This window comes from Sodalis sp. RH14, from assembly GCF_047324285.1.
Taxonomy (GTDB): domain Bacteria; phylum Pseudomonadota; class Gammaproteobacteria; order Enterobacterales; family Enterobacteriaceae; genus Acerihabitans.
In genome coordinates this window covers 5,147,608-5,169,042 of sequence record NZ_CP178739.1, presented here as the reverse complement: position 1 = coordinate 5,169,042, position 21,435 = coordinate 5,147,608, and the positions used below count along the sequence as shown (strand labels likewise).

Below are 21,435 nucleotides of genomic sequence, written 5' to 3'. Positions count from 1 at the left end.
TATAACCGGCTACCCTGAGGTAGATAATGGCACAGCATTGTGTAATAAATCCCATTGGCCAGGCGTTTTTTATTTTATAGTTTATCAGCCGGATAGGTACAGGAAGGCGTCTGTGCCGGTAATGTTATTTAATGACGAGTCTGTGCCGATGACATTATGCATCTTCGCAGCAACGTTGGCGTCAGAAGCAATCGTCAATTGTCAGGCATGCAATTGCAAAAAACCTCGGTGACAACAGCGGGCTTTTGCATAGACATCAACCCTGGCGGTTCGCTACCCGGACGAAGAGACGCGACTTAAGCTTTCAGAAACGCCCGCATCCATCACTGAAGCGCCGCCTGAGGCTGGCGCTGACCTGAACCTGGCGGCATCCCGCACCGGTGACATGCCGAACAGGCGTGCATATTCACGGCTGAATTGTGAGGCGCTTTCATACCCAACGGTAAATGCGATTGCGGCGGCGTCCTGAGGATCGAACAACAGCAACCAACGGGCCCTAAGCAGACGCAGACGCTTCTGGTATTGAATCGGCGTCATGGCGGTGATGGATTTGAAGTGACGATAGAAAGCCGCGACGCTCATATCGGACATTGCCGCGAGCGACTCGACGCGGAATGGTTCGGTGTAGTGCTCACGGATCCACAGGGTGGCGCGTCGAATCTGCGACAAACGGCCTTCGGGGCGGGCGATTTCGCGCAGCATACCTCCCAGCGGCCCTTGCAGTACCCGAAACAAAATTTCCCGCTCGATCATGGGGGCAAGGATCGCGGCTTCTCGCGGGCGATTGATAAGTCTCATCATACGCAACCATGCATCAATCATTTCAGCAGGCGCGGTCACCGCGGAAAAGCCCCCCGTGTTTGGACGCGCGTCCGCTTCGGACTCACCAGCGAGCAACGTGGCGATGACCTTGACATCAAGGGCCAGGCCGATCGCAAGATAGGGCTGCCCCGGTCCGCTCGAATGGATCTCGCCGGTGGCGGGTACATCCACGGGGACAAGAAAATAGGTCGCCGCTGCATAATCCAAAACCTGATCCCCAATGGAGAGCGTCTTGGAGCCCTGTAGAACCAAGTGCAGCATGGGCTGATAAACCCGATCCGCGCACGCCTCGGCCCGCACCATGGTCACGTGCGATAGGCCGGTATCTGTCCACGTGTTTCCTGCACGCATAACGATGCTGCGCAGCTCATCCATTGCATTATTCATGCAATTGACTATGGGGTAAACCCGATGGCAAAGCAAGCGGAGTGAGAAAATCAGGCAAGGATGAGAGAAGAACGGGCACGCCGCTGGCCGGCTGTTGACCCTATGCTATTGGCAAGCGGGCGTTGCGTCCGGATCTCTGAGATCTGACCACCTTCACCCCCGCGAGCCATTACTCAACGATATAAAAGGTAATTATATGAAACTTAAAGGCAAAATAGCGGTTGTCACCGGCGCATCAAAAGGCATCGGCGCCGGCATTGCCAAAGCGTTTGGCGCTGCGGGCGCGACGGTCGTCGTAAACTATGCGTCAAGCAAGGACGAGGCCGACGCGGTTGTCGCGCAGATTCAGGCGCAGGGCGGCACCGCAGTCTCTATTCAGGCGGATATGAGCAAGGCACGCGACGTCACACGCTTGTTCGATACGGTCAGAGCGGACTACGGTAGGCTGGATATTCTGGTAAATAACGCCGGGGTCGCGGTGTTTCAAATGATTGAAGACCTTACGGAGGAAGCCTTCCATCAGCAGTTTAATATCAATGTGCTGGGGTATCTACTGGCTGTTCGTGAAGCGGTAAAGCATTTCGGCAAATCAGGGGGCAGCATCATCAATATCAGCTCCATCCTCAGCACCGACCCTTATCTTGCATCCAGTGTTTATTCAGCCACCAAAGGGGCGGTCGATACCCTGACCCTGGCGTTGGCCAGGGAGCTGGGCCCCCGTGGGATCAGGGTCAATGCCATTCTGCCCGGCCACACCAATACGCCTGCGACGAAAGGTCATTTTGCGGGCGAACTGGGGGAAAAACTTATTGCCGGAACGCCTTTGGGCCGTTTCGGCGAGCCGGAAGACATTGCGCCCGTTGCGGTGTTCCTGGCGTCCGATGATGCACATTGGGTAACAGGCGAATACATTAGGGCCGCGGGCGGAGTGCGAGGCGTGGGTTACTGATCAACGCGGATTGCCGCCCGCGCCTACGCTTTAACGGGTCTCGCCAAGCCGGTTGCCGCTTTGCGTATCAAACAAATGCAGGCTTTCCGCCTTGGTTTCCAGCCAGAGCGGTTGCCCGGGCTGGCACAGGATCCGGCCGGCAAATTGGACATGCAGCGGGAAACCGCCCCAGTCTACGTGCAGCAGGCTGGTCTCGCCGGTTACCTCCATCACGCGCAACGTGGCGGCGGGCTGTTCCGAAGCATCAAGGCGCAGGAAATCATGCGGACGAATGCCAAGCGTCACCGGCGCGCCGCCCTGAAGCTTTGCCGCAGCGTGCCATTTTGCCGGCAGCGGGAACCACAGTGCGCCACAGCTTACGCCCGCAATCCCATCGCGTGTCTCAACCTTCCCTTCCAGCAGGTTCATCGGCGGCGAGCCGATAAAACGCGCCACGAAGGTATTGGCCGGCCGATCGTAAATTTCCAGAGGCCTGCCTTGCTGAACGATATTGCCTTCCTTCATCACCACAATTTGATCGGCCAGGGTCATGGCCTCCACCTGGTCATGGGTAACATATACCGTGGTGGTTTTGAGCTGCTGATGCAGCGATTTAATCTCGGCGCGCAGCTCCATGCGCAGCTGGGCATCCAAATTGGACAACGGCTCGTCAAAAAGGAATACCCGGGGATTGCGCACCATGGCGCGGCCCATGGCCACACGCTGGCGCTGCCCGCCGGACAGCGCCTTCGGCAGCCGCCGCAACAGGCGTTCGATACCCAGCATGCGGGCGACTTGCTCAACTTTGCTTTGCTGTTCCTGGCGCGGTACTTTTTTTACCTGCATATGAAACGCCAGGTTTTCCGCGACCGTCAAATGCGGGTAAAGCGCATAGCTTTGGAACACCATGGCGATATCCCGATCCGCCGGATCCAGGTCGTTGATACGCTGTTTATCAATAAAGATATCGCCGTCGGAGACGGTATCGAGCCCGGCCAGCAGGCGCAGCAGGGTGGATTTGCCGCAGCCGGAGGGGCCGACTAACACCGTAAAGCTGCCGTCGGGGATGGTGAGATCCAGCGGATTAAGCACGGTATGTTTGCCATAACGTTTGGCGATCTTGACGAGTTCGACGCTGGCCATGGATTATTCCTCACCGGCAAGGGATTGAAGGGATGCCCGGTCAGGATACTGACGCGGCGAGCTGCCTATGGCCTGCCCGGCGACACGAATGCCCCAGCGCAGCGCCTGGCGGCGGTTATAACCGTACAGCAGGGCGCTGAGAAAACCGGCGTTAAAACTGTCGCCGGCGCCGATGGTATCTTTGATTTCGACCTGCTCGGCGGCGTGGGAAAATTCCCCCTGCCTCTCATATACCGTGGCACCCAACGCGCCCCGCTTGATGACGCAGGCGCCGCCGGGCGTGAGCTGCGCCGCCAGCGTTTTTCCGGCCAGCGCCAGATCGCCGCTGTCCGCCAGGCCCAGCGTTTCCACTTCATTCAATAATAAATAGTCACAGTAACCGAGCCAGCGGGCGATATCCCTACGCAGGCGCTCGTTCCAGCCGTCGGGGGGCCAGCCGGTATCCACCGCCACCTGAAAACCGCGGCGGCGCAGCGTAGCCAACAGCTCCGGATACTCCTTTAGCAGCCGCAGGCAGAGAAAGGTGCCGCATAATAAGACGATATCCCCCGGCGTCGCCTGCGGCGGCAGCTGCATCAGCACGTCTTGCCGCGTCAGGCGCACGATATGTCCCTGGTTGCTGAAAAAGGTGCGTTCGTTATCAGGATGGGTCAGGCCCACCGTCAGCGAGGTTTCGCAGGCATAACGCGGCCAGAAGGGCGCGCTGGCGGTAAAATAACCCGCCAGCCAGGAAGAAAAATGATCGTCTCCCTGATTGGCCACCGCCCGGTGCGGCGTGCCGAGCGCCGCCAGCGCCAGCGCGCAGTTGCCGGCCGAGCCGCCGGGCCGCATGGCGCTGTGTTCCAGCATCGCCTCGGTTCCGCGGGCGGGCCAATGGTGCAGGGTGCCCATAATCAGGTCGATATTGATATTGCCCACCACATACAGCGTGGCGTCGATCGCGGATGTTGTCATGAAGGTATCCAGTTCGTCCCTTTTTTAGCCCTTGCTGCCGCCGCTGGTTAAACCGCTGACCAGGGATTTTTGCAGCCAGATGGCGATAAACAGCGGCGGTACCGAGGCCAGGATGCCGACGGCGGCGATAAGCCCGTCGTCCGTGGCCCGGCCGGCGGTAAACCCGGCGATAGTGACCGGCAGCGTTTGCGCCTGGATATTGTTGGTAAATAGCAAGGCATAGAAAAATTCATCCCAGGCCAGCAGCCAGCCAAACACCGCCGAGGCGGCCACGGCCGGTTTGGCCAGTGGCAGGGTAATGCGCAACAGCACCTGCCAAAAACGCAGGCCGTCGAGGCGCGCCGCCTGTTCGATATCCAGCGGCAGCGCGTCGAACTGGTTTTTCAGCATCCAGGTCAGAAAAGGCAGGATCAGCGAACAGTACACCAACACCAGTCCCAGATGCGTATTCAGTAACGACAACTGCTGCAAAACAAAATACAGCGGCAGGACAAACGCCACCGGCGGCACCATATAAATAGCCAGGCTGCCCATCAACCAGCCCTCACGGCCGGGATAGCGGGAAAAACTGAACGCCGCCGGCACGGCCAGCAGCAGCGAAATCAGCGTCGCGCCGGTGGCAATCACCATACTGTTGGCCAGCGCGTGCAGGAAAAGCGCGCCCGGCTGGCCCGGCGCCAGCGATAGCAGGCGGGCGTAGCGGCTGAAGTCCCATTGTCGCGGCAGCCATTCCAGCGGGATGCGGGCTAAATCCGCCGCCGAGCTGACGCTCATTAAAAACAGCCACAGCATGGGCGCCAGTATGGTTATCGCCAGCAGCGCCGCCGCCGCGTAGCGTAAAACAATGCGGATCCTGCGTTTCATGATTCTATTCCCCGGCGGCGCTGACGGGACAGCATCAGCATGTAAACGGCAATCAAAATCCCGCACAGAATGGTCATCAGGATGGCATAGGCGGCGCCGCTGCCGGCGCGCAGGTAGCTGAACGATTCCTGATAGACGAAAAAGCTCAGGGTCTTGGTGCTGTCCACCGGGCCGCCCCGGGTCATGACATAAATAATGTCGAAGATCTTAAAGGCGTCGATGGTGCGTAAGATCAGCGCCACGCCAAGTGGAGCCAGGATGGCCGGCAGGGTGATGGCGCGAAATCGCCGCCAGGCGGAGGCGCCGTCGATACGCGCGGCCTCGAACAGATCGTCCGGGATCGATTGCAGCGCCGCCAGGGTCAGCAGCGTCACCAGCGGGTAGTTTTTCCAGATATCGGCAATCATCACCGCGTTCATCGCCGAGTCGGGGGAGCCGAGCCAACTGCGGTAACGATCGATGACACCGGTTTGTGTCAGCAACGCGTTGACGCTGCCGTAATCGGGATTGAAATTAAGCCGCCACATCATGGCGTTAACGATGGTCGGCAGCGCCCAGGGCAGGATTACCAGCACCCGCAGCAGGCCGCGGCCGTAAAATTTCTGGTTCAGCAGCAGGGCCACCAGTACGCCGATAACGCCTTCAAAGGCCACCGACACCAGGGTAAAATAAAGCGTGCGCGCCAGCGCCGCCAGAAAGTCCGGGTCGGTCAGCGCATACAGATAGTTGGCGAAACCCACGTAAGCGGGCACGGCGCCGCCGCCAATCAGCGCGGCGTCGGTAAAGCTGAGCCACAGGGTCCGGCCCAGCGGCCAGGCGGTCAGCAAAAACATCATCACCAGCATGGGCGCCAGCAGCACCCATGCCTGACGACGCTCACGTTGCGGCAAACTGAGCATGGCTAAATCCTTAACGCAAACGTTCCGCGCCTTTCGTCGCCGCCTGCATGGCCGCTTCCGGCGTAGCCTGGTTCTGCAACACCTGCTGCAGGTTTTGCTGCAGCACGTTGGACAACTGCGAATAGGCGGGAATGGCCGGGCGGGACAACATGACATTCAGGGATTGTTTCGCAGCGGCGATTAACGGCTCCTGACCTTGCTGCACCTTGGGGTCATCATAGGAGGATTTCCAGATGGGCAGGCTCAGGCGCGAATATTTATCCTGTACCGGCTGCGAGGTGATATAGCTGATATATTGCCATGCCTGCTCGGGATGCTGGCTGGCCTTGGCAATGCCCAGGCCCATCGAGCCGTTGACCGCCGAAACGCCGCCGGCCTGCGCGCCCGGTGCCGGCACTATGCCGACGTCGCCGGCCACTTTACTCTGTTTCGGGTCGTTGGCCATGTTGTACATATAGGTCCAGTTGAGCGCGAAGGCCGCGTCGCCGTTGGAGAACGCCTTGCGCACATCTTCTTCCAGGTATTCGCGCGAGTTGGGATTGGTCAGGCCCTTATCCAGTGTTTCCTTCATATAATTTACCGCTTGCAGCGAGCCCGGGTTGCTGAAATTCAGCTTGCCCGCGGTAAAGAAGTCGCCCTTAAAGGCTGATACCAGCGTGGTGTAATCACAAATCAGTGCTTCCGCCTGCGACCAGCTCCAGACCAGCGGATACTTCACGATGCCCTTTTGCTTTAAAATCTCGGACTGCTGCTCCACCTGCTGCCAGGTCTGCGGCGGCGTGGTGATGCCGGCTTTGCTCAACATCGCCTTGTTGTAATACAGGTATTTGGTGTCGAGGATCCAGGGCAGGCCCCAAACCTTATCCTGATAGGTAACGGTGCTCATAGCGCCGGGGAAAATCTTTTTGCTGTCGTCGGCGTTAATCCGTGCCGTGACATCCTGTAATAGGCCGAATTTGGTAAATTCCGCCGGCCAGATGGCGTCGAACAGCACCACATCGTACCCATTGCCGCCCGCGCCGCGCGCCGCGACGATTTTGTCGTGCAGGGCTTCGTAGGGGACAAATTCCAGGTTGACGTCGATATCCGGATGCTGCTGGGTGAAATCGGTGGTCATGGCGCGGATATCGTTTTCGCTGTAGGCGGCCTGGGTCATGAACAGCGCGTTGATTTGGGTTTTCGCCTGGGCCTGTGCCGGGAGTCCCAGCGAGAGGACCGACAATGCGCAGAGCGTCAGGGCGGGGTAGAAGGTCTTTATGTTCATGCTCTCTCCGGGATCAGATGGTTTGCGTGTGGGTAATTAAATCAATTTGATTGCTTTAATAGACGAAAGCAATGCTTAACTTCTCAGCTTGTGATCGCTATCGCGCCACATTCTCTTAACATACCTGGCAACAATTGCCGCTATCCTGCAGAGAAACTTGCAATAGCCATGCCGAAAACACTGCCCGGGAATTAATAAATCAATTTGATTGCTCTATAACAAGCACACATACTGGCGCCACAGGCAGTGAGGGGTATGGACTCATGAGAACATCAGGTACCAATTTGGAACATGCCAGGGCGCATAACCGGCGCGTGGTTATCGAGGCCATTCGGTTAAACGGCGAGTTGACGCGGGCGGAATTGGCGCGCCTGACGGCGCTGACGCCGCAGACCGTATCCAATATCGCGGCCGAGCTCGGCCAGGCCGGCATTCTCTCCTCCCATGCGCCACGCCATGTCGGCGGCCGCGGCCAGCCGGCGGTACCCATGACCCTGAATCCGGACAGCGCTTATTCGATAGGCATTCATCTCGATCACCAGACCCTGCTGATGGTCTTGGTCGATCTTACCGGCAATGTCCGCTTCCGGCGCCTTTGCCTGGTGCAAAAGCCCCAGCCCGGTGCAACGCTTGCGCTGATCAAAGAGCTGCTGGCGGAGATGAAGCAGCAGGCGCCGGTCGACTGGGGCAAAATGCTGGGGATCGGGGTGGTGATGCCGGGGCCGTTTGGCGTCGAGGGCCTATCGTCCGAAGGACCCACCACCCTGCACGGCTGGGAACATGTCGATGTGGTGGCGGAATTGACGACGGCAACCGGCCTGCCGGTGACCCTGGAGAACGACGCTACGGTGGCCGCCATCGGCGAGCGGTTCCACGGCATTGCCAAGCAGCTGGATTCGTTTATCTATCTTTATATCGGCACTGGCCTGGGCGCGGGCATTTTCACCGACGGCCATATTTACACCGGCCATGCGCATAATGCCGGCGAGGTCGGCCACATGGTGGTGCAGCCCGGCGGGCGCCTGTGCTCCTGCGGCAATCATGGCTGCCTGGAACGCTATTTATCCCTGCAATCGGCTTATGAGGCCTGCGGGCTGGATCCCATGATCGCCATGCCCGGGGACCTGCTGCACGTGGAACACGCCCGCTTTGACCGCTGGATCGACGCGGTCCTGCCGGCAACCCGGCAGGCAATCAATATCCTCGAATGCATTTTCGACGCCGAAGCGGTGATTATCGGCGGCCAAATGCCACAGCCGCTGGTGGAAAAAATTGTCGGGCGCCTGCATCCGCTGCTGCGCTCGGTGCGCAGCAAATACAGCGACGGCCACCGCGTCAGGATTGGGCTGAACGGTACCGACACCGCCGCGCTGGGCGCCGCGGCGCTGCCGATATTCGATGAGTTTAATCCGCAATACGAGGTGCTGCTGAAATAACCGGGGCGGCGCCCCGGTGGTCGATCAATGCAGGATCTGGGACAGGAAGGCGCGGGTGCGCTCTGATTTCGGCTGGGTGAAAAACTCGTCCGGCGCGGATTGCTCGACGATCTCCCCGCGATCCATAAAGATCACCCGATCGGCGACGGTACGGGCAAAGCCCATTTCATGCGTCACGCACAGCATGGTCATGCCGTCATTGGCCAGGCCGATCATGGTATCGAGCACTTCCTTGACCATTTCCGGATCCAGCGCCGAGGTGGGTTCGTCAAACAACATGATTTTCGGCTTCATGCATAACGAACGGGCGATAGCCACCCGCTGCTGCTGGCCGCCGGACAGCTGGCCGGGGAATTTATGCGCGTGCTCGGCAATCCGCACCCGCTGCAGATAATGCATGGCCAGCTCCTCGGCCTCTTTTTTCGGCATCTTGCGCACCCAAATGGGCGCCAGGGTGCAGTTCTGCAGCACCGTCAGGTGCGGGAACAGGTTGAAATGCTGGAACACCATGCCCACTTCAGTACGCACGCGTTCGATATTGCGCAGATCGTCATTCAAAAGGGTACCGTCCACCACGATGGTGCCCCGCTGATGCTCTTCCAGATGGTTAATACAACGGATGGTGGTGGACTTGCCCGAACCTGAAGGGCCGCACAGCACGATGCGTTCGCCGGCTTTTACCTGCAAATTGATATCTTTCAATACATGGAACTGACCGAACCACTTATTGACGTTTTCCAGTGTAATCATCAAACGGTCAGACTGGATGGCGTTATTGTCGCTCATTATGTACCTCAATGGGTGGAGGAATGCCCGGTTTGAAAGCGCCTTTCCAAATGTTGGCTATAGCGGGACATGCTAAAACAAAAAATCCAGTAGACTGCCGCGGCGAAGACATACCCTTCCGTCGACATCCCGAGCCAGGCCGGGTCGACCGTGGCCTGCTGCACGCTGCTGAACAAATCGAATAAACCGATAATCACCACCAGGCTGGTATCCTTAAACAGCGCAATGATGGTGTTGACCAGGCCGGGAATCACCATTTTCAGGGCTTGCGGCAGGATCACCAGCCCCTGGGTTTTCCAATAACCCAGCGCCAGCGATTCGGCCGCCTCGTACTGGCCCTTGGGCAAGGCCTGCAGGCCGCCGCGCACCACTTCCGCCACGTAGGCCGACTGGAACATGATCACCCCTACCAGCGCCCGGATAAGCTTATCGATATTGGTCCCTTCCGACAGGAACAGCGGCAGCATGACCGACGACATGAACAACACGGTGATCAGCGGCACGCCGCGCCAGAACTCGATAAATATGATGCAAAACCATTGCACCACCGGCATTTTCGACCGCCGGCCCAGCGCCAGCAGCACGCCCAGGGGCAGCGCGCCCGCAATGCCCACCGCCGCGATGATGAGCGTCAGGGTCAACCCGCCCCATTGACGGGTTTCCACCCGGGATAAACCGAAAAAGCCGCCATACAGCATCACCCAGGTAAAAATGGGGAACAACACCGCCCAGCAGGCAATATAACGTCCGCGACGCGGCATGCCTTTCCAGAACATCGGCAGCAGGCTCAGCAATCCGACCACCAGGGTCAGGTTAATGCGCCAGCGCTGGTCGAAGGGGTACAGGCCATACATGAACTGGCCGAAGCGGGCGTGGATAAAGACCCAGCAGGCGCCGTCGCGGGTGCAGTCGGCGCGGGTGGTGCCCACCCAATTGGCTTGCAATATCAGCCAGTTGAACATGGGCGGGATAATAATCCACAGCAGCCACAGGCAAAACAGGGTCAGCAGGCTATTGGACAGGCTGGAAAACAGGTTCTGGCGTATCCAAAGCATAGCCAGTGCCAGCCGGCTGCGCGACGCTATCGCTACGGGTTCATGGGGATTGATTGTCATGGTCATGAAGGTCTCTTAGCGCTCAACCAATGCTTTACGCCGGTTGTAAATGTTCATTAAGAACGAAATCCCCAAACTGATAACCAGATAGACCGACATGGTGATGGCGATGGTTTCAATCGCCTGGCCGGTCTGGTTGAGCACCGACCCGGCAAATAGCGAGACCATATCCGGGTAACCTATGGCGGCCGCCAGCGAGGAGTTCTTGACGATATTCAGGTACTGGCTGGTCAGGGGTGGGATAATCACGCGCATCGCCTGCGGCAGGATAACCTGGTTTAACGTGACCGGATTAGGCAGCCCCAGCGAACGGGCCGCTTCATGCTGGCCGAAGGGCACCGACTGGATGCCGGAGCGAATGACTTCGGCGATAAAGGTGGAGGTATAGACCGAAAGGGCCAGCGTCAGGGCGGCCAGTTCGGGGATAAGCACCATGCCGCCGCGAAAGTTAAACCCGCGCAATTGCGGCAAATCCCAATGGAGGGCCGCGCCGAATAGCCACTGCGCGCCGGCGGGCAGCGCAATCAACAGCAGGACAATCCAGGGCCAGCTGCGGCGCAGTTCGCCGGTGGCCATCTGGTGGCGGCGGTTAATGCGAAACAGGATAACCGACGCCAGGATGGCGGCAACCAGCGCAACCAGGGTGGCGGCTGCGCCTTCGCCCATCATCGGGGTGGGCATATAAAGGCCGCGGTTGCTGAGAAAGGCCACGTCAAAGGCATTAACCGCCTGGCGCGGACCGGGCAGGTTGCGCAGCACGGCGAAATACCAGAAAAAGATTTGCAGCAGCGGCGGAATATTACGAAAAGTCTCGATATAGATGGTCGACAGTTTACGTAACAGCCAGTTTTCCGACAGTCGCGACAGGCCGATAAAAAAGCCGAGCAGGGAAGCGAACACGATACAGAGTGCGGAGACGAGCAATGTATTGAGGAGCCCGACGATAAACACCCGTCCGTAGGTATCGCCCTGTTCGAAAGGAATAAGATGCTGCACGATGCCGAAACCGGCGGCGTCATGCAGGAAACCAAAGCCGGACGTGATGCCGCGGTTGCTGAGATTAGTCAGCGTGTTGTGCAGGATATAGCCGCCAAAGGCTACCACCACCACCACGGCCAGTATCTGGTAGACCCAGGCGCGAACCGCAGGGTTGGTCAACGAAAAGGCACCTTTTACGGTTTGGCGTTGTTGCATGCGCAAAGCCTCAGTATAAATTTATCTGCTGGAAAAGCGCCGGCGGACTACGCCGGCGCTCTCGCACTGTGGCTGGTATTAACGTACCGGCGGCGCGTACTGGATGCCGCCCTGATTCCATAATGCATTCAGGCCGCGCTTGATTTTAAGCTCGCTGCCGGCGCCGACGTTACGATCGAAAATTTCGCCGTAATTCCCTACTTGTTTAACGATTTTGTATGCCCAATCGTTAGGCAGCTTCAGCTGTTCGCCGAAGTTACCTTCTTTACCCAGCAGATGGGCCATATCGGGTGTTGCCGGCGAGGCCGCCAGCTGATCGACGTTTTTCGAGGTCACGCCCATTTCTTCGGCATCGAGCATGGCGAACAGCGACCATTTGACAATGGTGAACCAATCTTCATCACCGCGACGCACCACCGGTCCCAACGGCTCTTTGGAAATCACTTCAGGCAGTACGACATAATCGTCGGGCTTGCCCAGCTTGATACGCAGCGCGTAGAGCTGTGACTGGTCGGAAGAGAGGGTGTCGCAGCGGCCGGACTCGAGCGCCTTGGCGCTTTCGTCGGAACGATCGAAGGTCACGGGGGTAAATTGCATTTTATTGGCTTTGAAATAATCCGCTACGTTCAGCTCGGTATCGGTACCGGCCTGGATACAGACGGTAGCGCCGTCGAGATCCTTGGCGCTTTTCAGTCCGGCCTTGGTATGGGTCAGGAAGCCGATACCGTCATAATAGTTCACGCCGGCGAACACCATGCCCATGGACGCATCGCGGGACGAGGTCCAGGTCGTGTTGCGCGACAGGATATCCACTTCCCCGGATTGCAGCGCGGTAAAACGCTCTTTTGCCGTCAAGGGCGTGTATTTGACCTTGGTATCGTCGCCGAAGACGGCGGCGGCGACGGCGCGGCAGACGTCCACGTCGATACCGGTAAATTTACCGCTGGCATCGGCATAAGAAAAGCCGGGCAAACCGTCACTGATACCGCATTGCACAAAACCTTTTTTCTTTACCGCGTCCAACGTCGCGCCTGCATGTGCCTGATTGGCTATCGCAAAAAGGGTGGCTGCGGCAACCAAGGTGGAAATCATCATTTTTTTCATAAAGCATCCTGTGAGGCAGAAAATTAAAGCCAGTGGTTTTGATGCACTTTCGCTGCGCATCCATCCTGTCTGTTGGCATAGTGCCAGTTACCTCTATAGCAAAGGGGATGCCAATCTGGCAGTTGCTTGCCTGGCGGGTGAACTCACACTTTATTAACAGCCGCGCCGCGCCAAAACGGGACAGTTATGCACAAATATAGTGCAGTGATTCGGCGGACGCACCACTATGACGCCCCGGGTTCCGTTATCTGGGAGCGGGTTGGCAAAAATTGTTGTCGAACCGCCTTGATTGGGCGCATGGGATGCGGGCGCAACATCGCCTTGGGTGCAGTCATTGCACCTTAAAAATTCATTTGATAATTAAAGCTTGCGCGGCGGGGGGTTTTATGAGTAAATAGCGTCAACGGTTTGTAGTACAGACCTATTTATGTAAGTCATTTTAGTAAAGTTGTTCAAGTAAAAGCGATAGCAGACCATCACTTCTTCGACGAATTTCCTTCTTAAGTGCCCATAAGTAAGTATTCCCTGGCAAACAGACCTATTCACCACGCCACATTGTGGCACAAATAATTATGAAGGAAGTATCTATGTCTGACAAAATGACTGGTATCGTTAAATGGTTTGACGCTGGTAAAGGTTTCGGCTTCATCACTCCTGCTGACGGCAGCAAAGACGTGTTCGTACACTTCTCTGCCATCCAGAGCAATGATTTCAAAACCCTTGACGAAGGTCAGCGCGTTGAATTCACCATTGAAAGCGGCCAGAAAGGCCCGTCTGCTGCCAACGTTGTTGCTCTGTAATTTAATTACTCAGCCATAACCACGCAGAAGCAGGTTACCGGACATTCTTAAACGAATAGCCCTTTGGTCGCGCGGCGCAGCCGCCAGAAAATCCAAAGCATCCGGAACCTGACAATGAATTAAAGAGCCTCGACATCGTCGGGGCTTTTTTTCGTCCCCAGAAACCACCGCCTGATCAAAACCTGTTTTGTCGCTTGACTTAGCGCGCGCTCTAACCCTTAGCATGGGTAAGGTCGGGACGAAATAAGGACAGATATGAAGATCGGTGATATAGCAAAAAAAACCGGGCTGACAGCCCATACCCTGCGTTATTACGAACGCATTGGATTGCTGCCGTATGCCCGGAGGGATGATGCCGGACAGCGTTATTACGACCGCGCCATCCTGCCCTGGATTTCCTTTTTGCAGCGGCTGAAAACTACCGGCATGCCGATACGCGACATGTTGCGCTATGCCGCCCTGCGCGACGGCGGCACGGCAACCCTACCCGATCGCCGGCGCCTGCTGGAGGCGCATCGCCAAAAGGTACGGGCGCATATCACGGAACTGCAATCCTCACTGCTCGTCCTCGACGCTAAAATCGCCGGTTATACCGACGCCAACGTTACCGAGGAATAATGTATGACGATACAGAATATAACCCTATCCAGACTGGAACAGGGTAAAAAAGCCTTAGCCGCTATCGACGGCCGCGCCGGAGAAAACGTGATTGACGCCTTAGCCGATATCGCGCCCGATTTCGCGCGTTATCTGCTTGAGTTTCCGTTTGGCGATATTTATTCACGTCCCGGGCTTGACCTGCGCGCGCGTGAAATCGCCACCATCGCCGCGCTAACGGCGATGGGCAACTGCGCGCCGCAGTTGAACGTCCATATCCAGGCCGGCCTGAACGTAGGGTTAACGCGTGAGGAAATCACCGAAATCATTATGCAGATGGCGATATACGCGGGCTTCCCGGCGGCGTTGAATGGGCTGTTTGTGGCGAAAACGGTGTTTAATCCATCCTGATATCCCCGTATCGTTGCCGATCGCTTAGTCCTGCGGGAGGCGGATGAAGTAACACGGCGCAATGGCGGGTACAGTGAGTGATAAGCCTATGCGTAAATTATATCCGGGGAGGATAGAAACGGCCGGCAGCAGGCTGCGGCGCGAGCGGGCGTACCTGGAAACGCTGCGGCAGCAGGGTAGCGCGCCGATAGCCATGTCCCCGGCATCGCCGGATCTGCCGGTGAAGATGGGCTGACCGCCTGGCTGGAGGGCACATGTTGTGATGGAAACGGCAAAACAGATTAATACGGGTAATGAGTGCGCATGGATTGTTAAAAAAAATAGGTTGCTACCGGTAATAATGGTTTCCTTTTTTTTAGAGATGGCGCCATGTCCTTTCTTGATACCCCTCGCTTTTCTGTCTGGCTGGCAGTCGGCGTGTCCCTGTTCACCTTGATCCTATGGTGCCTGATGCCCACCGACATATTGGTGCATCTGGTCGAAGAGGGGCAGCTGGTGGAAAACCTGACTCTGGTGGGATACGGCATCGCCGTCCTGTCGCTGGCGCTGCTGCCCCTGCCGCTATGCCGGCGGCGCACCCGTGTCGCCGTCATCGTGGCGCTGCTGGCGATGATGGCGCGCGAGGCGGACCTGCATAAATATATCGATCATATGAGCATGCTTAAACTGCGCTTCTGGACCGGTTCCCTGCCCACGCTTGATAAGCTGTACGCCGTGCTGTCGCTGGTGCCTATTGTCGTTGCCTGCCTGTATCTGCTGGTCAGGCATGCGTTGCCTGTTTTGCGCGCGGTGCGCATGGGCAAAGCCCATGCGGTGACCATCGCCACTTTTGTGTTCCTGATTGGGCTGACCAACATTATCGACCGTTCCCTGGGCATGATTAAGGGCACTTTCGGCTGGCACGCGCCTGAATGGCTGGTGGCGTTGCAAACCTCGCAGGAAGAATTTCTGGAGCTGTCGCTGCCGTTCCTGGCGTTGGTGGCGGCAATACAGTATCGACGCGCAATGGCAAGAAGCCTGGCGGCGCTGCCGGCCGGACGCGGCCAATGGGTTAAATAGCCGACGGCAGGGCAATAAAAAGGCGTTATTGGTTGCCCAATAACGCCTTTATTTTTATTCAGTTAGCAGTGGTATTAGTTCATACCATACTTTTTCAATTTCTTACGCAGTGTACCGCGGTTAATGCCCATCATCAGGGCCGCGCGGGTTTGGTTGCCACGGGTGTATTGCATGACCATGTCCAACAGTGGCTGTTCTACTTCAGCCAGTACCAGCTCATACACATCATTTACATCCTGACCGTTTAATTGAGCAAAATAGTTCTTCAGTGCTTGTTTCACCGAGTCCCGCAGCGGTTTTTGAGTTACCTGATCCTGAGAGTTAACGGTGGAAACGGTCAGTACGTCAGAATTTACGCGTTGTTCGAACATAGTTCTGTCAGCTCTTTTTTCTATTACGCAAGATTTTCAAAATATGCCTTCAACGCCTCCAGCTGTTCGCCGGCATCCTCAATGGCGTTGAATGTGCGCCTAAACTGGTTGTCGGGGGCATGCTCCTGCAGATACCAGGAGACGTGCTTACGAGCAATGCGGAATCCTTTGCCTGGACCATAAAAGTCGTGCAGTTCCCGTACATGCTCTATCAACAAACGCTTCACCTCGCCTAACGGCGGCGGCGGCAGCAGCTCCCCCGTATCCAGATAATGCTGGATTTCCCGGAAGATCCAGGGTCTTCCCTGAGCGGCGCGTCCTATCATCAGGGCGTCGGCCCCGGTGTAGTCAAGCACCGCTCTGGCTTTATGCGGGTCAGTAATGTCGCCATTCGCGATAACCGGAATGGTAACAGACTGCTTAACTGCCCGAATACTGTCGTACTCCGCGTTGCCGTTGAACAAGCAGGCGCGGGTTCGGCCATGTATTGTGATGGCCTGTATACCACAATCTTCGGCCAATTGGGCAATTTCTACACAATTTCGGTGTTCCGGCGACCAGCCCGTGCGTATTTTCAGCATCACCGGCACGTCCACCGCCTTTACCACGGTCAGCAGGATCTGTTTCACCAGATCCGGAAACTGCAGCAAGGCGGAGCCCGCCATTTTCCGGTTAACCTTCTTGGCGGGGCAACCCATGTTGATATCAATCAGCTGCGCGCCGTTTGCCACGTTAATGACGGCGGCGGCGGCCATATCAGCAGGATCGCATCCGGCAATCTGCACGGCCCGGATACCGGGTTCATCACTATGTACCATACGTAGACGGGACTTATCCGTGCGCCATACCTCAGGATTCGAGGAAAGCATCTCGGAAAAGGTCAACCCCGCTCCCATCGCATGACAGAGTGCTCTGAATGGGCGGTCTGTCACTCCGGCCATCGGGGCGGCTATCAGGCGATTATCGAGCTGCAGGTGTCCAATACGCATAGACAAAGAGAGACCATACTGTGTCCGCAAGGGCGCGTATATTACGCATTTTTTTCGTCAGATGAAAGGCCAAACTTTGAACAATCCGCTGCTATAGATCAATGAAATTGTTCTTTGCATGTCATCTTTCGAATTTTTCACAATAAAAACAAAAAGTTGTAGCTGAAAAATATTTGGTGCGGTCGCGATTTTTTCCTGAATCGCTCCCGCCCCGTCCCCGGCGACGCGGCGGGACGCGCTTGCCGCCGGATTAGCGGCGGCGGCCGGTTATCCGGCACCACTCGTCCTTTTCCGCCACCGGGTCGAGCGAAAACGCGTCGGCGTAAGCCGCCTTGACGTTTTCCGCCTGGCTTGCCAGGATGCCCGACAGGCCGAGATAGCCGCCCGGTTTCGGCAGGAGGGAGATAAGCGGCGCCAGTTCGCGCAGGGGGCCGGCCAGGATATTCGCCACCACCACGTCGGCGCTCAGGTCGTCGGGTTTGTCATGCGACAAATACAGGTCGAGCCGATTGCCCACCGCATTGCGTTGGGCGTTGTCACGGCTGGCCTGGATGGCCTGCGGATCGATATCGATGCCGATGGCGTGCGCCGCGCCCAGTTTCAACGCCGCGATGGCCAGGATGCCGGAACCGCAGCCAAAATCGATTACCGTTTTACCCGCCAGGTCCAAACCGTCCAGCCATTGCAGGCAAAGGGCGGTGGTGGGATGGGTGCCGGTGCCGAAGGCCAGGCCGGGGTCGAGCATGACGTTTACCGCCGTGGCGTCCGGCACCGGGCGCCAGCTGGGGCAGATCCACAGCCGTTCGCCAAAGCGCATGGGGTGGAAATTATCCATCCATTCGCGTTCCCAGTCCTTATCTTCCAACTGCTCGATTTTAGGATGGAAATCCTGTCCCAGCAGGGCATGGCCCGATAAGGCGTCTATAAGCGCCGCTATGTCGATATCGGCCGCAAAAAGGCCTATGACATCGGTATCGCCCCATAACCGCGTCTCGCCCGGCAGCGGCTCGAATACCGGGTTGTCGTGGGTATCCTGAAAGGTGACCGATACCGCGCCGCATTCCATCAGCGCGTCGCTGAGTTCCTCGGCGTTGGCGCCGGTGGTGTTGATCTTCATTTGAATCCAGGGCATCTGTTGCTCCCAATAAAAAAATTAAAGGCCGGGCCGGGCAACGGGCCGGGCGGCGGGGCGAAGGCAGTTGCCCGCCAGGAACGCCGCCAGGCTCAGCGCCAGGGCGGGCACAATGGGATGGAAACCGCCGATATGCACATCAAGGGTGGCGAGCACGGCGTAACAGACCCCGCCGGCGATCATCGCGCTCAGGGCCCCGGCCGCGTTGGCGCGTTCCCAGTATAGCCCCAGCACCAGCGGCCACAGAAATACCGCCTCGAGCCCGCCGAAGGCCAGCAGGTTGAGCCAGATGATCATCTCCGGCGGGCGCCAGGCGGCCACCATTAATAACAGGCCCAGCGCCAGCGTGACCGTGCCCGACATCCGCGTCAGCAAGCGTTCGTTGCCCGCCTGGGCGGGACGCAGGCTGAGATAGAGATCCTTGACGATGGTCGCCGAGGATTGCAGCAGTTGCGCGTTGATTGTCGACATGATCGCCGCCAAAGGCGCGGCCAGAAATATGCCGGCCACCACCGGCGGCAGGACGGTGATCATCAGCGTCGGGATCACCTGGTCGGGAATGGTCAGGTCGGGTAGTATCGCCCGGCCCAGGGCGCCGGCAAGGTGCATGCCCAGCATCAGCACGCCGATCACCAGGGTGCCGATAATAATGCCGCGATGTACGGCTTTGCTGTCCCGGTACGAAATGCAGCGCACCGCGGTATGGGGCAGGCCGATAACGCCGAAGCACACCAGGATCCAGAACGACGACATAAACTGCGGCGTCAGCACGTGGTCGACGCCTGTCGGGGATACCAGCGCCGGCTGGATGTGCTGGAGTTTGGTCACCGCTGCGGACAGGCCGCCCGCGGCGTGGATAACGCTGAACAGCAGGATAAAAGTGCCCAGCAGCATGACCAGTCCCTGGAAAGCGTCGTTGAGCACGCTGGCGCGAAAACCACCGAACGACGTATACAACGCGATGCTGATGCCGAAAATCAGCAGCCCGGTATCGTAGGGGATGCCGGCGGCGGTTTCCAGCAGGCGCGCGCCGCCGATAAACTGCACCGTCATGGCGCCGATAAAGGCCACCAGCAGGCTGATGCTGGCAAGCCATACCAGCAGCGGGCTTTGATAGCGGGCCAGCAGCATATCGTTGAGAGTGACCGCGTTGTAGCGGCGGGCGAGGATGGCGAATTTCTTGCCGAGCACACCCAGAGACAGCCAGACCGTCGGCAGTTGGATCATCGCCAGCAGTACCCAGCCGAGTCCATATTTGTAGGCCGCGCCCGGCCCGCCGATAAAGGAGCTGGCGCTGATATAGGTGGCGGTGAGGGTCATCGCCAGCACAAACCCGCCCATCGAGCGGTTGCCGAGGAAATATTCCGTCAGGAACTCGCCTTTCTGGCGGCGGCGGTAGGCATAGAACGAAAGCGCGAAGACCAGGACCAGGTAGGCAATCAGCGGTAAAAGGATCTCACTTTGCATCATTATCCTCCAGGGGGATATCGCGGTAGATAACGCGCACCATCAGCCAGCAAAGCGCCAGGAACAGCAGCGGCACCCACAGGCAGGCCATTTCAAACCAATGGGGCAGGCCGGTGAGCCCCTGCCGGTCGTCGGGCAGGTAGGCGGCCAGCACCCAGGCAATCAGATAGGCCACCGCCAGGCCAAACGCCCACCGGGCTTCGCGGTGAGCCTGAAGAAATCGTTTATCCATGATGTCTTGGTACCGGAATGAATAAGTGATAACGAAAAAAAGGCGATTTTACGGCATGCAGCCGATTTGCATAGTGCTAAAGGGGATTTAAACGGAAAAGGCCGGTGACAACCGGCCTTTTGCAGCACGGGTTATTTTTCCACTAAACCGAGCTTTTTCTCCAGGTAATGGATGTTGGTGCCGCCGTGCTGGAAGTTTTCGTCGTTCATGATTTTCAACTGCAAATCAATGTTGGTTTTGATGCCGTCGATGATAAGCTCCGCCAGCGCATTTTTCATGCGCGCGATGGCCACGTCGCGGTTCTCGCCATAACAAATCAATTTACCAATCATGGAATCATAATACGGCGGTACGGTATAGCCCGCGTAGATATGCGATTCCCAGCGCACGCCGAAACCACCCGGCGCATGGAAGCGGGTGATCTTGCCCGGACTGGGCATAAAGGTGTTGGGATCCTCGGCGTTGATACGGCATTCCACCGCGTGCCCCGTAACCCGTACTTCGTCCTGCTTGATGGACAAAGGCTGGCCGGCGGCGATGCGTAGCTGTTCCTTGATGAGATCCACGCCGGTAATCATTTCGGTAACCGGATGCTCCACCTGGATGCGGGTATTCATCTCAATGAAATAAAACTCGCCGTTCTCATACAGGAATTCAAAGGTGCCGGCGCCGCGATAGCCGATATCCCGGCACGCCTTGGAACAGCGTTCGCCGATGTAGCGGCGCATGGCTTCGGTAATGCCCGGCGCGGGCGCTTCCTCCACCACTTTCTGGTGGCGGCGCTGCATGGAGCAGTCGCGTTCCGCCAGGTAGATGGCGTTGCCCTGGCCGTCCGCCAATACCTGGACCTCGATATGCCGGGGATTTTCCAGGTACTTTTCCATGTAAATGACATCGTTGTTAAACGCCGCCTTGGCTTCGGCGCGGGTCATTTTGATCGATGATTCCAGCTCGTTGTCGCCGCGCACGACGCGCATGCCGCGCCCGCCGCCGCCGCCCGAGGCCTTGATGATAACCGGGTAACCGATACGCTTGGCCACCGCGCGGTTTTTTTCCATATCATCGCCGACCGGGCCGTCGGAACCGGGCACGCAAGGCACGCCGGCTTTTTTCATCGCGCTGATGGCCGAAACCTTGTCGCCCATCAGGCGAATGGTTTCGGCGCGCGGCCCGATAAAGATAAAGCCGGAGCGTTCAACCTGCTCGGCAAAATCCGCGTTTTCGGACAGGAAACCGTACCCGGGATGGATGGCCACCGAGCCGGTAATTTCCGCCGCCGAAATAATCGCCGGGATGTTGAGATAGCTTTTTACCGAAGGCGCGGGCCCGATACAAATGGTTTCATCGGCCAGCAGTACGTGTTTCAGATCGCGGTCCACCGTGGAATGCACGGCCACGGTCTTAATACCCAATTCCTTACAAGCGCGCAAAATACGCAGCGCAATTTCACCACGATTGGCGATAACAATTTTATCTAGCAT

The 21,435-nt window shown here is 57.7% G+C and carries 23 protein-coding genes; 7 read left to right on the top strand and 16 right to left on the bottom strand.

All coding sequences use genetic code 11. The features are described from left to right. Positions 1-273: 273 nt before the first annotated feature. A complete protein-coding gene (locus ACL2XQ_RS23535; protein ID WP_413739763.1) occupies positions 274-1,197 on the bottom strand; it encodes an AraC family transcriptional regulator N-terminal domain-containing protein in 924 nt (307 codons plus the stop codon). Between the two features lie 208 nt (positions 1,198-1,405). Between ACL2XQ_RS23535 and ACL2XQ_RS23530 the strand changes: the two genes are divergently transcribed. Beyond that, positions 1,406-2,158 (top strand): SDR family NAD(P)-dependent oxidoreductase, encoded by a 753-nt coding sequence (locus tag ACL2XQ_RS23530; RefSeq protein ID WP_410013295.1) that lies wholly within the window; start codon positions 1,406-1,408, stop codon positions 2,156-2,158. A gap of 30 nt (positions 2,159-2,188) precedes the next feature. Here ACL2XQ_RS23530 and ACL2XQ_RS23525 read toward each other — a convergent pair whose 3' ends face one another. From ACL2XQ_RS23525 to ACL2XQ_RS23505, 5 genes are read right to left on the bottom strand one after another with little or no spacing between them, the layout of a single operon-like run. Then, on the bottom strand, positions 2,189-3,280 hold the full coding sequence (locus tag ACL2XQ_RS23525) for an ABC transporter ATP-binding protein (RefSeq protein WP_410013296.1): 1,092 nt from the start codon (positions 3,278-3,280) through the stop codon (positions 2,189-2,191). A gap of 3 nt (positions 3,281-3,283) precedes the next feature. Continuing rightward, entirely contained in the window at positions 3,284-4,234 is a 951-nt protein-coding gene (locus ACL2XQ_RS23520) for a carbohydrate kinase family protein (RefSeq protein ID WP_413721553.1), read from the bottom strand. Positions 4,235-4,258: 24 nt separating this feature from the next. Next, positions 4,259-5,098, bottom strand: coding sequence for a carbohydrate ABC transporter permease (locus tag ACL2XQ_RS23515; RefSeq protein WP_410013298.1), 840 nt, complete (start codon positions 5,096-5,098; stop codon positions 4,259-4,261). Next, positions 5,095-5,997 carry a carbohydrate ABC transporter permease gene (locus ACL2XQ_RS23510; RefSeq protein ID WP_410013299.1) on the bottom strand — a complete coding sequence of 301 codons (903 nt, stop codon included), beginning with the start codon at positions 5,995-5,997 and terminating at the stop codon, positions 5,095-5,097. Before ACL2XQ_RS23510 ends, ACL2XQ_RS23515 begins: the two co-directional genes overlap by 4 nt. A gap of 10 nt (positions 5,998-6,007) precedes the next feature. Then, positions 6,008-7,261: an extracellular solute-binding protein gene (locus ACL2XQ_RS23505; RefSeq protein ID WP_410013300.1), complete on the bottom strand. Its 1,254-nt coding sequence runs from the start codon at positions 7,259-7,261 to the stop codon at positions 6,008-6,010. 263 nt (positions 7,262-7,524) lie between these two features. Here ACL2XQ_RS23505 and ACL2XQ_RS23500 point away from each other — a divergent pair, with 263 nt between their 5' ends. Then, entirely contained in the window at positions 7,525-8,697 is a 1,173-nt protein-coding gene (locus ACL2XQ_RS23500; RefSeq protein WP_410013301.1) for an ROK family protein, read from the top strand. Positions 8,698-8,721: 24 nt separating this feature from the next. Here ACL2XQ_RS23500 and ACL2XQ_RS23495 read toward each other — a convergent pair whose 3' ends face one another. The 4 genes from ACL2XQ_RS23495 to ACL2XQ_RS23480 all read right to left on the bottom strand — a co-directional run bounded on the left by ACL2XQ_RS23495 (position 8,722) and on the right by ACL2XQ_RS23480 (position 12,896). Then, the gene (locus ACL2XQ_RS23495; protein ID WP_410013302.1) at positions 8,722-9,483 is read right to left on the bottom strand and encodes an amino acid ABC transporter ATP-binding protein; all 762 of its coding nucleotides are present in this window, start codon (positions 9,481-9,483) and stop codon (positions 8,722-8,724) included. Between the two features lie 8 nt (positions 9,484-9,491). Then, positions 9,492-10,598 carry an amino acid ABC transporter permease gene (locus ACL2XQ_RS23490; protein WP_410016718.1) on the bottom strand — a complete coding sequence of 369 codons (1,107 nt, stop codon included), beginning with the start codon at positions 10,596-10,598 and terminating at the stop codon, positions 9,492-9,494. A 15-nt stretch (positions 10,599-10,613) separates the two neighbouring features. Continuing rightward, a complete protein-coding gene (locus ACL2XQ_RS23485; protein WP_410013303.1) occupies positions 10,614-11,792 on the bottom strand; it encodes an amino acid ABC transporter permease in 1,179 nt (392 codons plus the stop codon). Between the two features lie 78 nt (positions 11,793-11,870). Next, positions 11,871-12,896, bottom strand: a complete 1,026-nt coding sequence (locus ACL2XQ_RS23480) for an amino acid ABC transporter substrate-binding protein (RefSeq protein WP_410013304.1) — start codon at positions 12,894-12,896, stop codon at positions 11,871-11,873. A gap of 587 nt (positions 12,897-13,483) precedes the next feature. Between ACL2XQ_RS23480 and cspA the strand changes: the two genes are divergently transcribed. From cspA to ACL2XQ_RS23455, 5 genes are all read left to right on the top strand, one after another. Next, complete coding sequence (gene cspA / locus ACL2XQ_RS23475) at positions 13,484-13,696, top strand: RNA chaperone/antiterminator CspA (RefSeq protein ID WP_410013305.1); 213 nt, start codon at positions 13,484-13,486, stop codon at positions 13,694-13,696. 255 nt (positions 13,697-13,951) lie between these two features. Continuing rightward, positions 13,952-14,314 carry a MerR family transcriptional regulator gene (locus ACL2XQ_RS23470; RefSeq protein WP_413721552.1) on the top strand — a complete coding sequence of 121 codons (363 nt, stop codon included), beginning with the start codon at positions 13,952-13,954 and terminating at the stop codon, positions 14,312-14,314. A 3-nt stretch (positions 14,315-14,317) separates the two neighbouring features. Beyond that, positions 14,318-14,704, top strand: coding sequence for a carboxymuconolactone decarboxylase family protein (locus ACL2XQ_RS23465; protein ID WP_413721551.1), 387 nt, complete (start codon positions 14,318-14,320; stop codon positions 14,702-14,704). A gap of 88 nt (positions 14,705-14,792) precedes the next feature. After that, a complete protein-coding gene (locus ACL2XQ_RS23460) occupies positions 14,793-14,939 on the top strand; it encodes a hypothetical protein (RefSeq protein WP_413721550.1) in 147 nt (48 codons plus the stop codon). Between the two features lie 134 nt (positions 14,940-15,073). Beyond that, on the top strand, positions 15,074-15,763 hold the full coding sequence (locus tag ACL2XQ_RS23455) for a hypothetical protein (protein ID WP_410013308.1): 690 nt from the start codon (positions 15,074-15,076) through the stop codon (positions 15,761-15,763). Between the two features lie 74 nt (positions 15,764-15,837). Here the strand turns inward: ACL2XQ_RS23455 and fis are convergent, their stop codons facing one another. The 6 genes from fis to accC all read right to left on the bottom strand — a co-directional run bounded on the left by fis (position 15,838) and on the right by accC (position 21,435). Next, positions 15,838-16,134, bottom strand: a complete 297-nt coding sequence (gene fis / locus ACL2XQ_RS23450; protein WP_410013309.1) for a DNA-binding transcriptional regulator Fis — start codon at positions 16,132-16,134, stop codon at positions 15,838-15,840. 23 nt (positions 16,135-16,157) lie between these two features. Next, positions 16,158-17,123 carry a tRNA dihydrouridine synthase DusB gene (gene dusB / locus ACL2XQ_RS23445; protein WP_410013310.1) on the bottom strand — a complete coding sequence of 322 codons (966 nt, stop codon included), beginning with the start codon at positions 17,121-17,123 and terminating at the stop codon, positions 16,158-16,160. Positions 17,124-17,373: 250 nt separating this feature from the next. Continuing rightward, the gene (prmA, locus tag ACL2XQ_RS23440; RefSeq protein ID WP_413721549.1) at positions 17,374-18,255 is read right to left on the bottom strand and encodes a 50S ribosomal protein L11 methyltransferase; all 882 of its coding nucleotides are present in this window, start codon (positions 18,253-18,255) and stop codon (positions 17,374-17,376) included. 21 nt (positions 18,256-18,276) lie between these two features. Continuing rightward, positions 18,277-19,722 (bottom strand): sodium/pantothenate symporter, encoded by a 1,446-nt coding sequence (panF, locus tag ACL2XQ_RS23435; RefSeq protein WP_410016720.1) that lies wholly within the window; start codon positions 19,720-19,722, stop codon positions 18,277-18,279. Next, positions 19,712-19,954, bottom strand: coding sequence for a YhdT family protein (locus ACL2XQ_RS23430; RefSeq protein WP_413727609.1), 243 nt, complete (start codon positions 19,952-19,954; stop codon positions 19,712-19,714). The genes panF and ACL2XQ_RS23430 overlap by 11 nt, the downstream gene beginning before the upstream one ends. Before the next feature lie 131 nt (positions 19,955-20,085). Continuing rightward, positions 20,086-21,435, bottom strand: a complete 1,350-nt coding sequence (gene accC / locus ACL2XQ_RS23425) for an acetyl-CoA carboxylase biotin carboxylase subunit (RefSeq protein WP_410013313.1) — start codon at positions 21,433-21,435, stop codon at positions 20,086-20,088.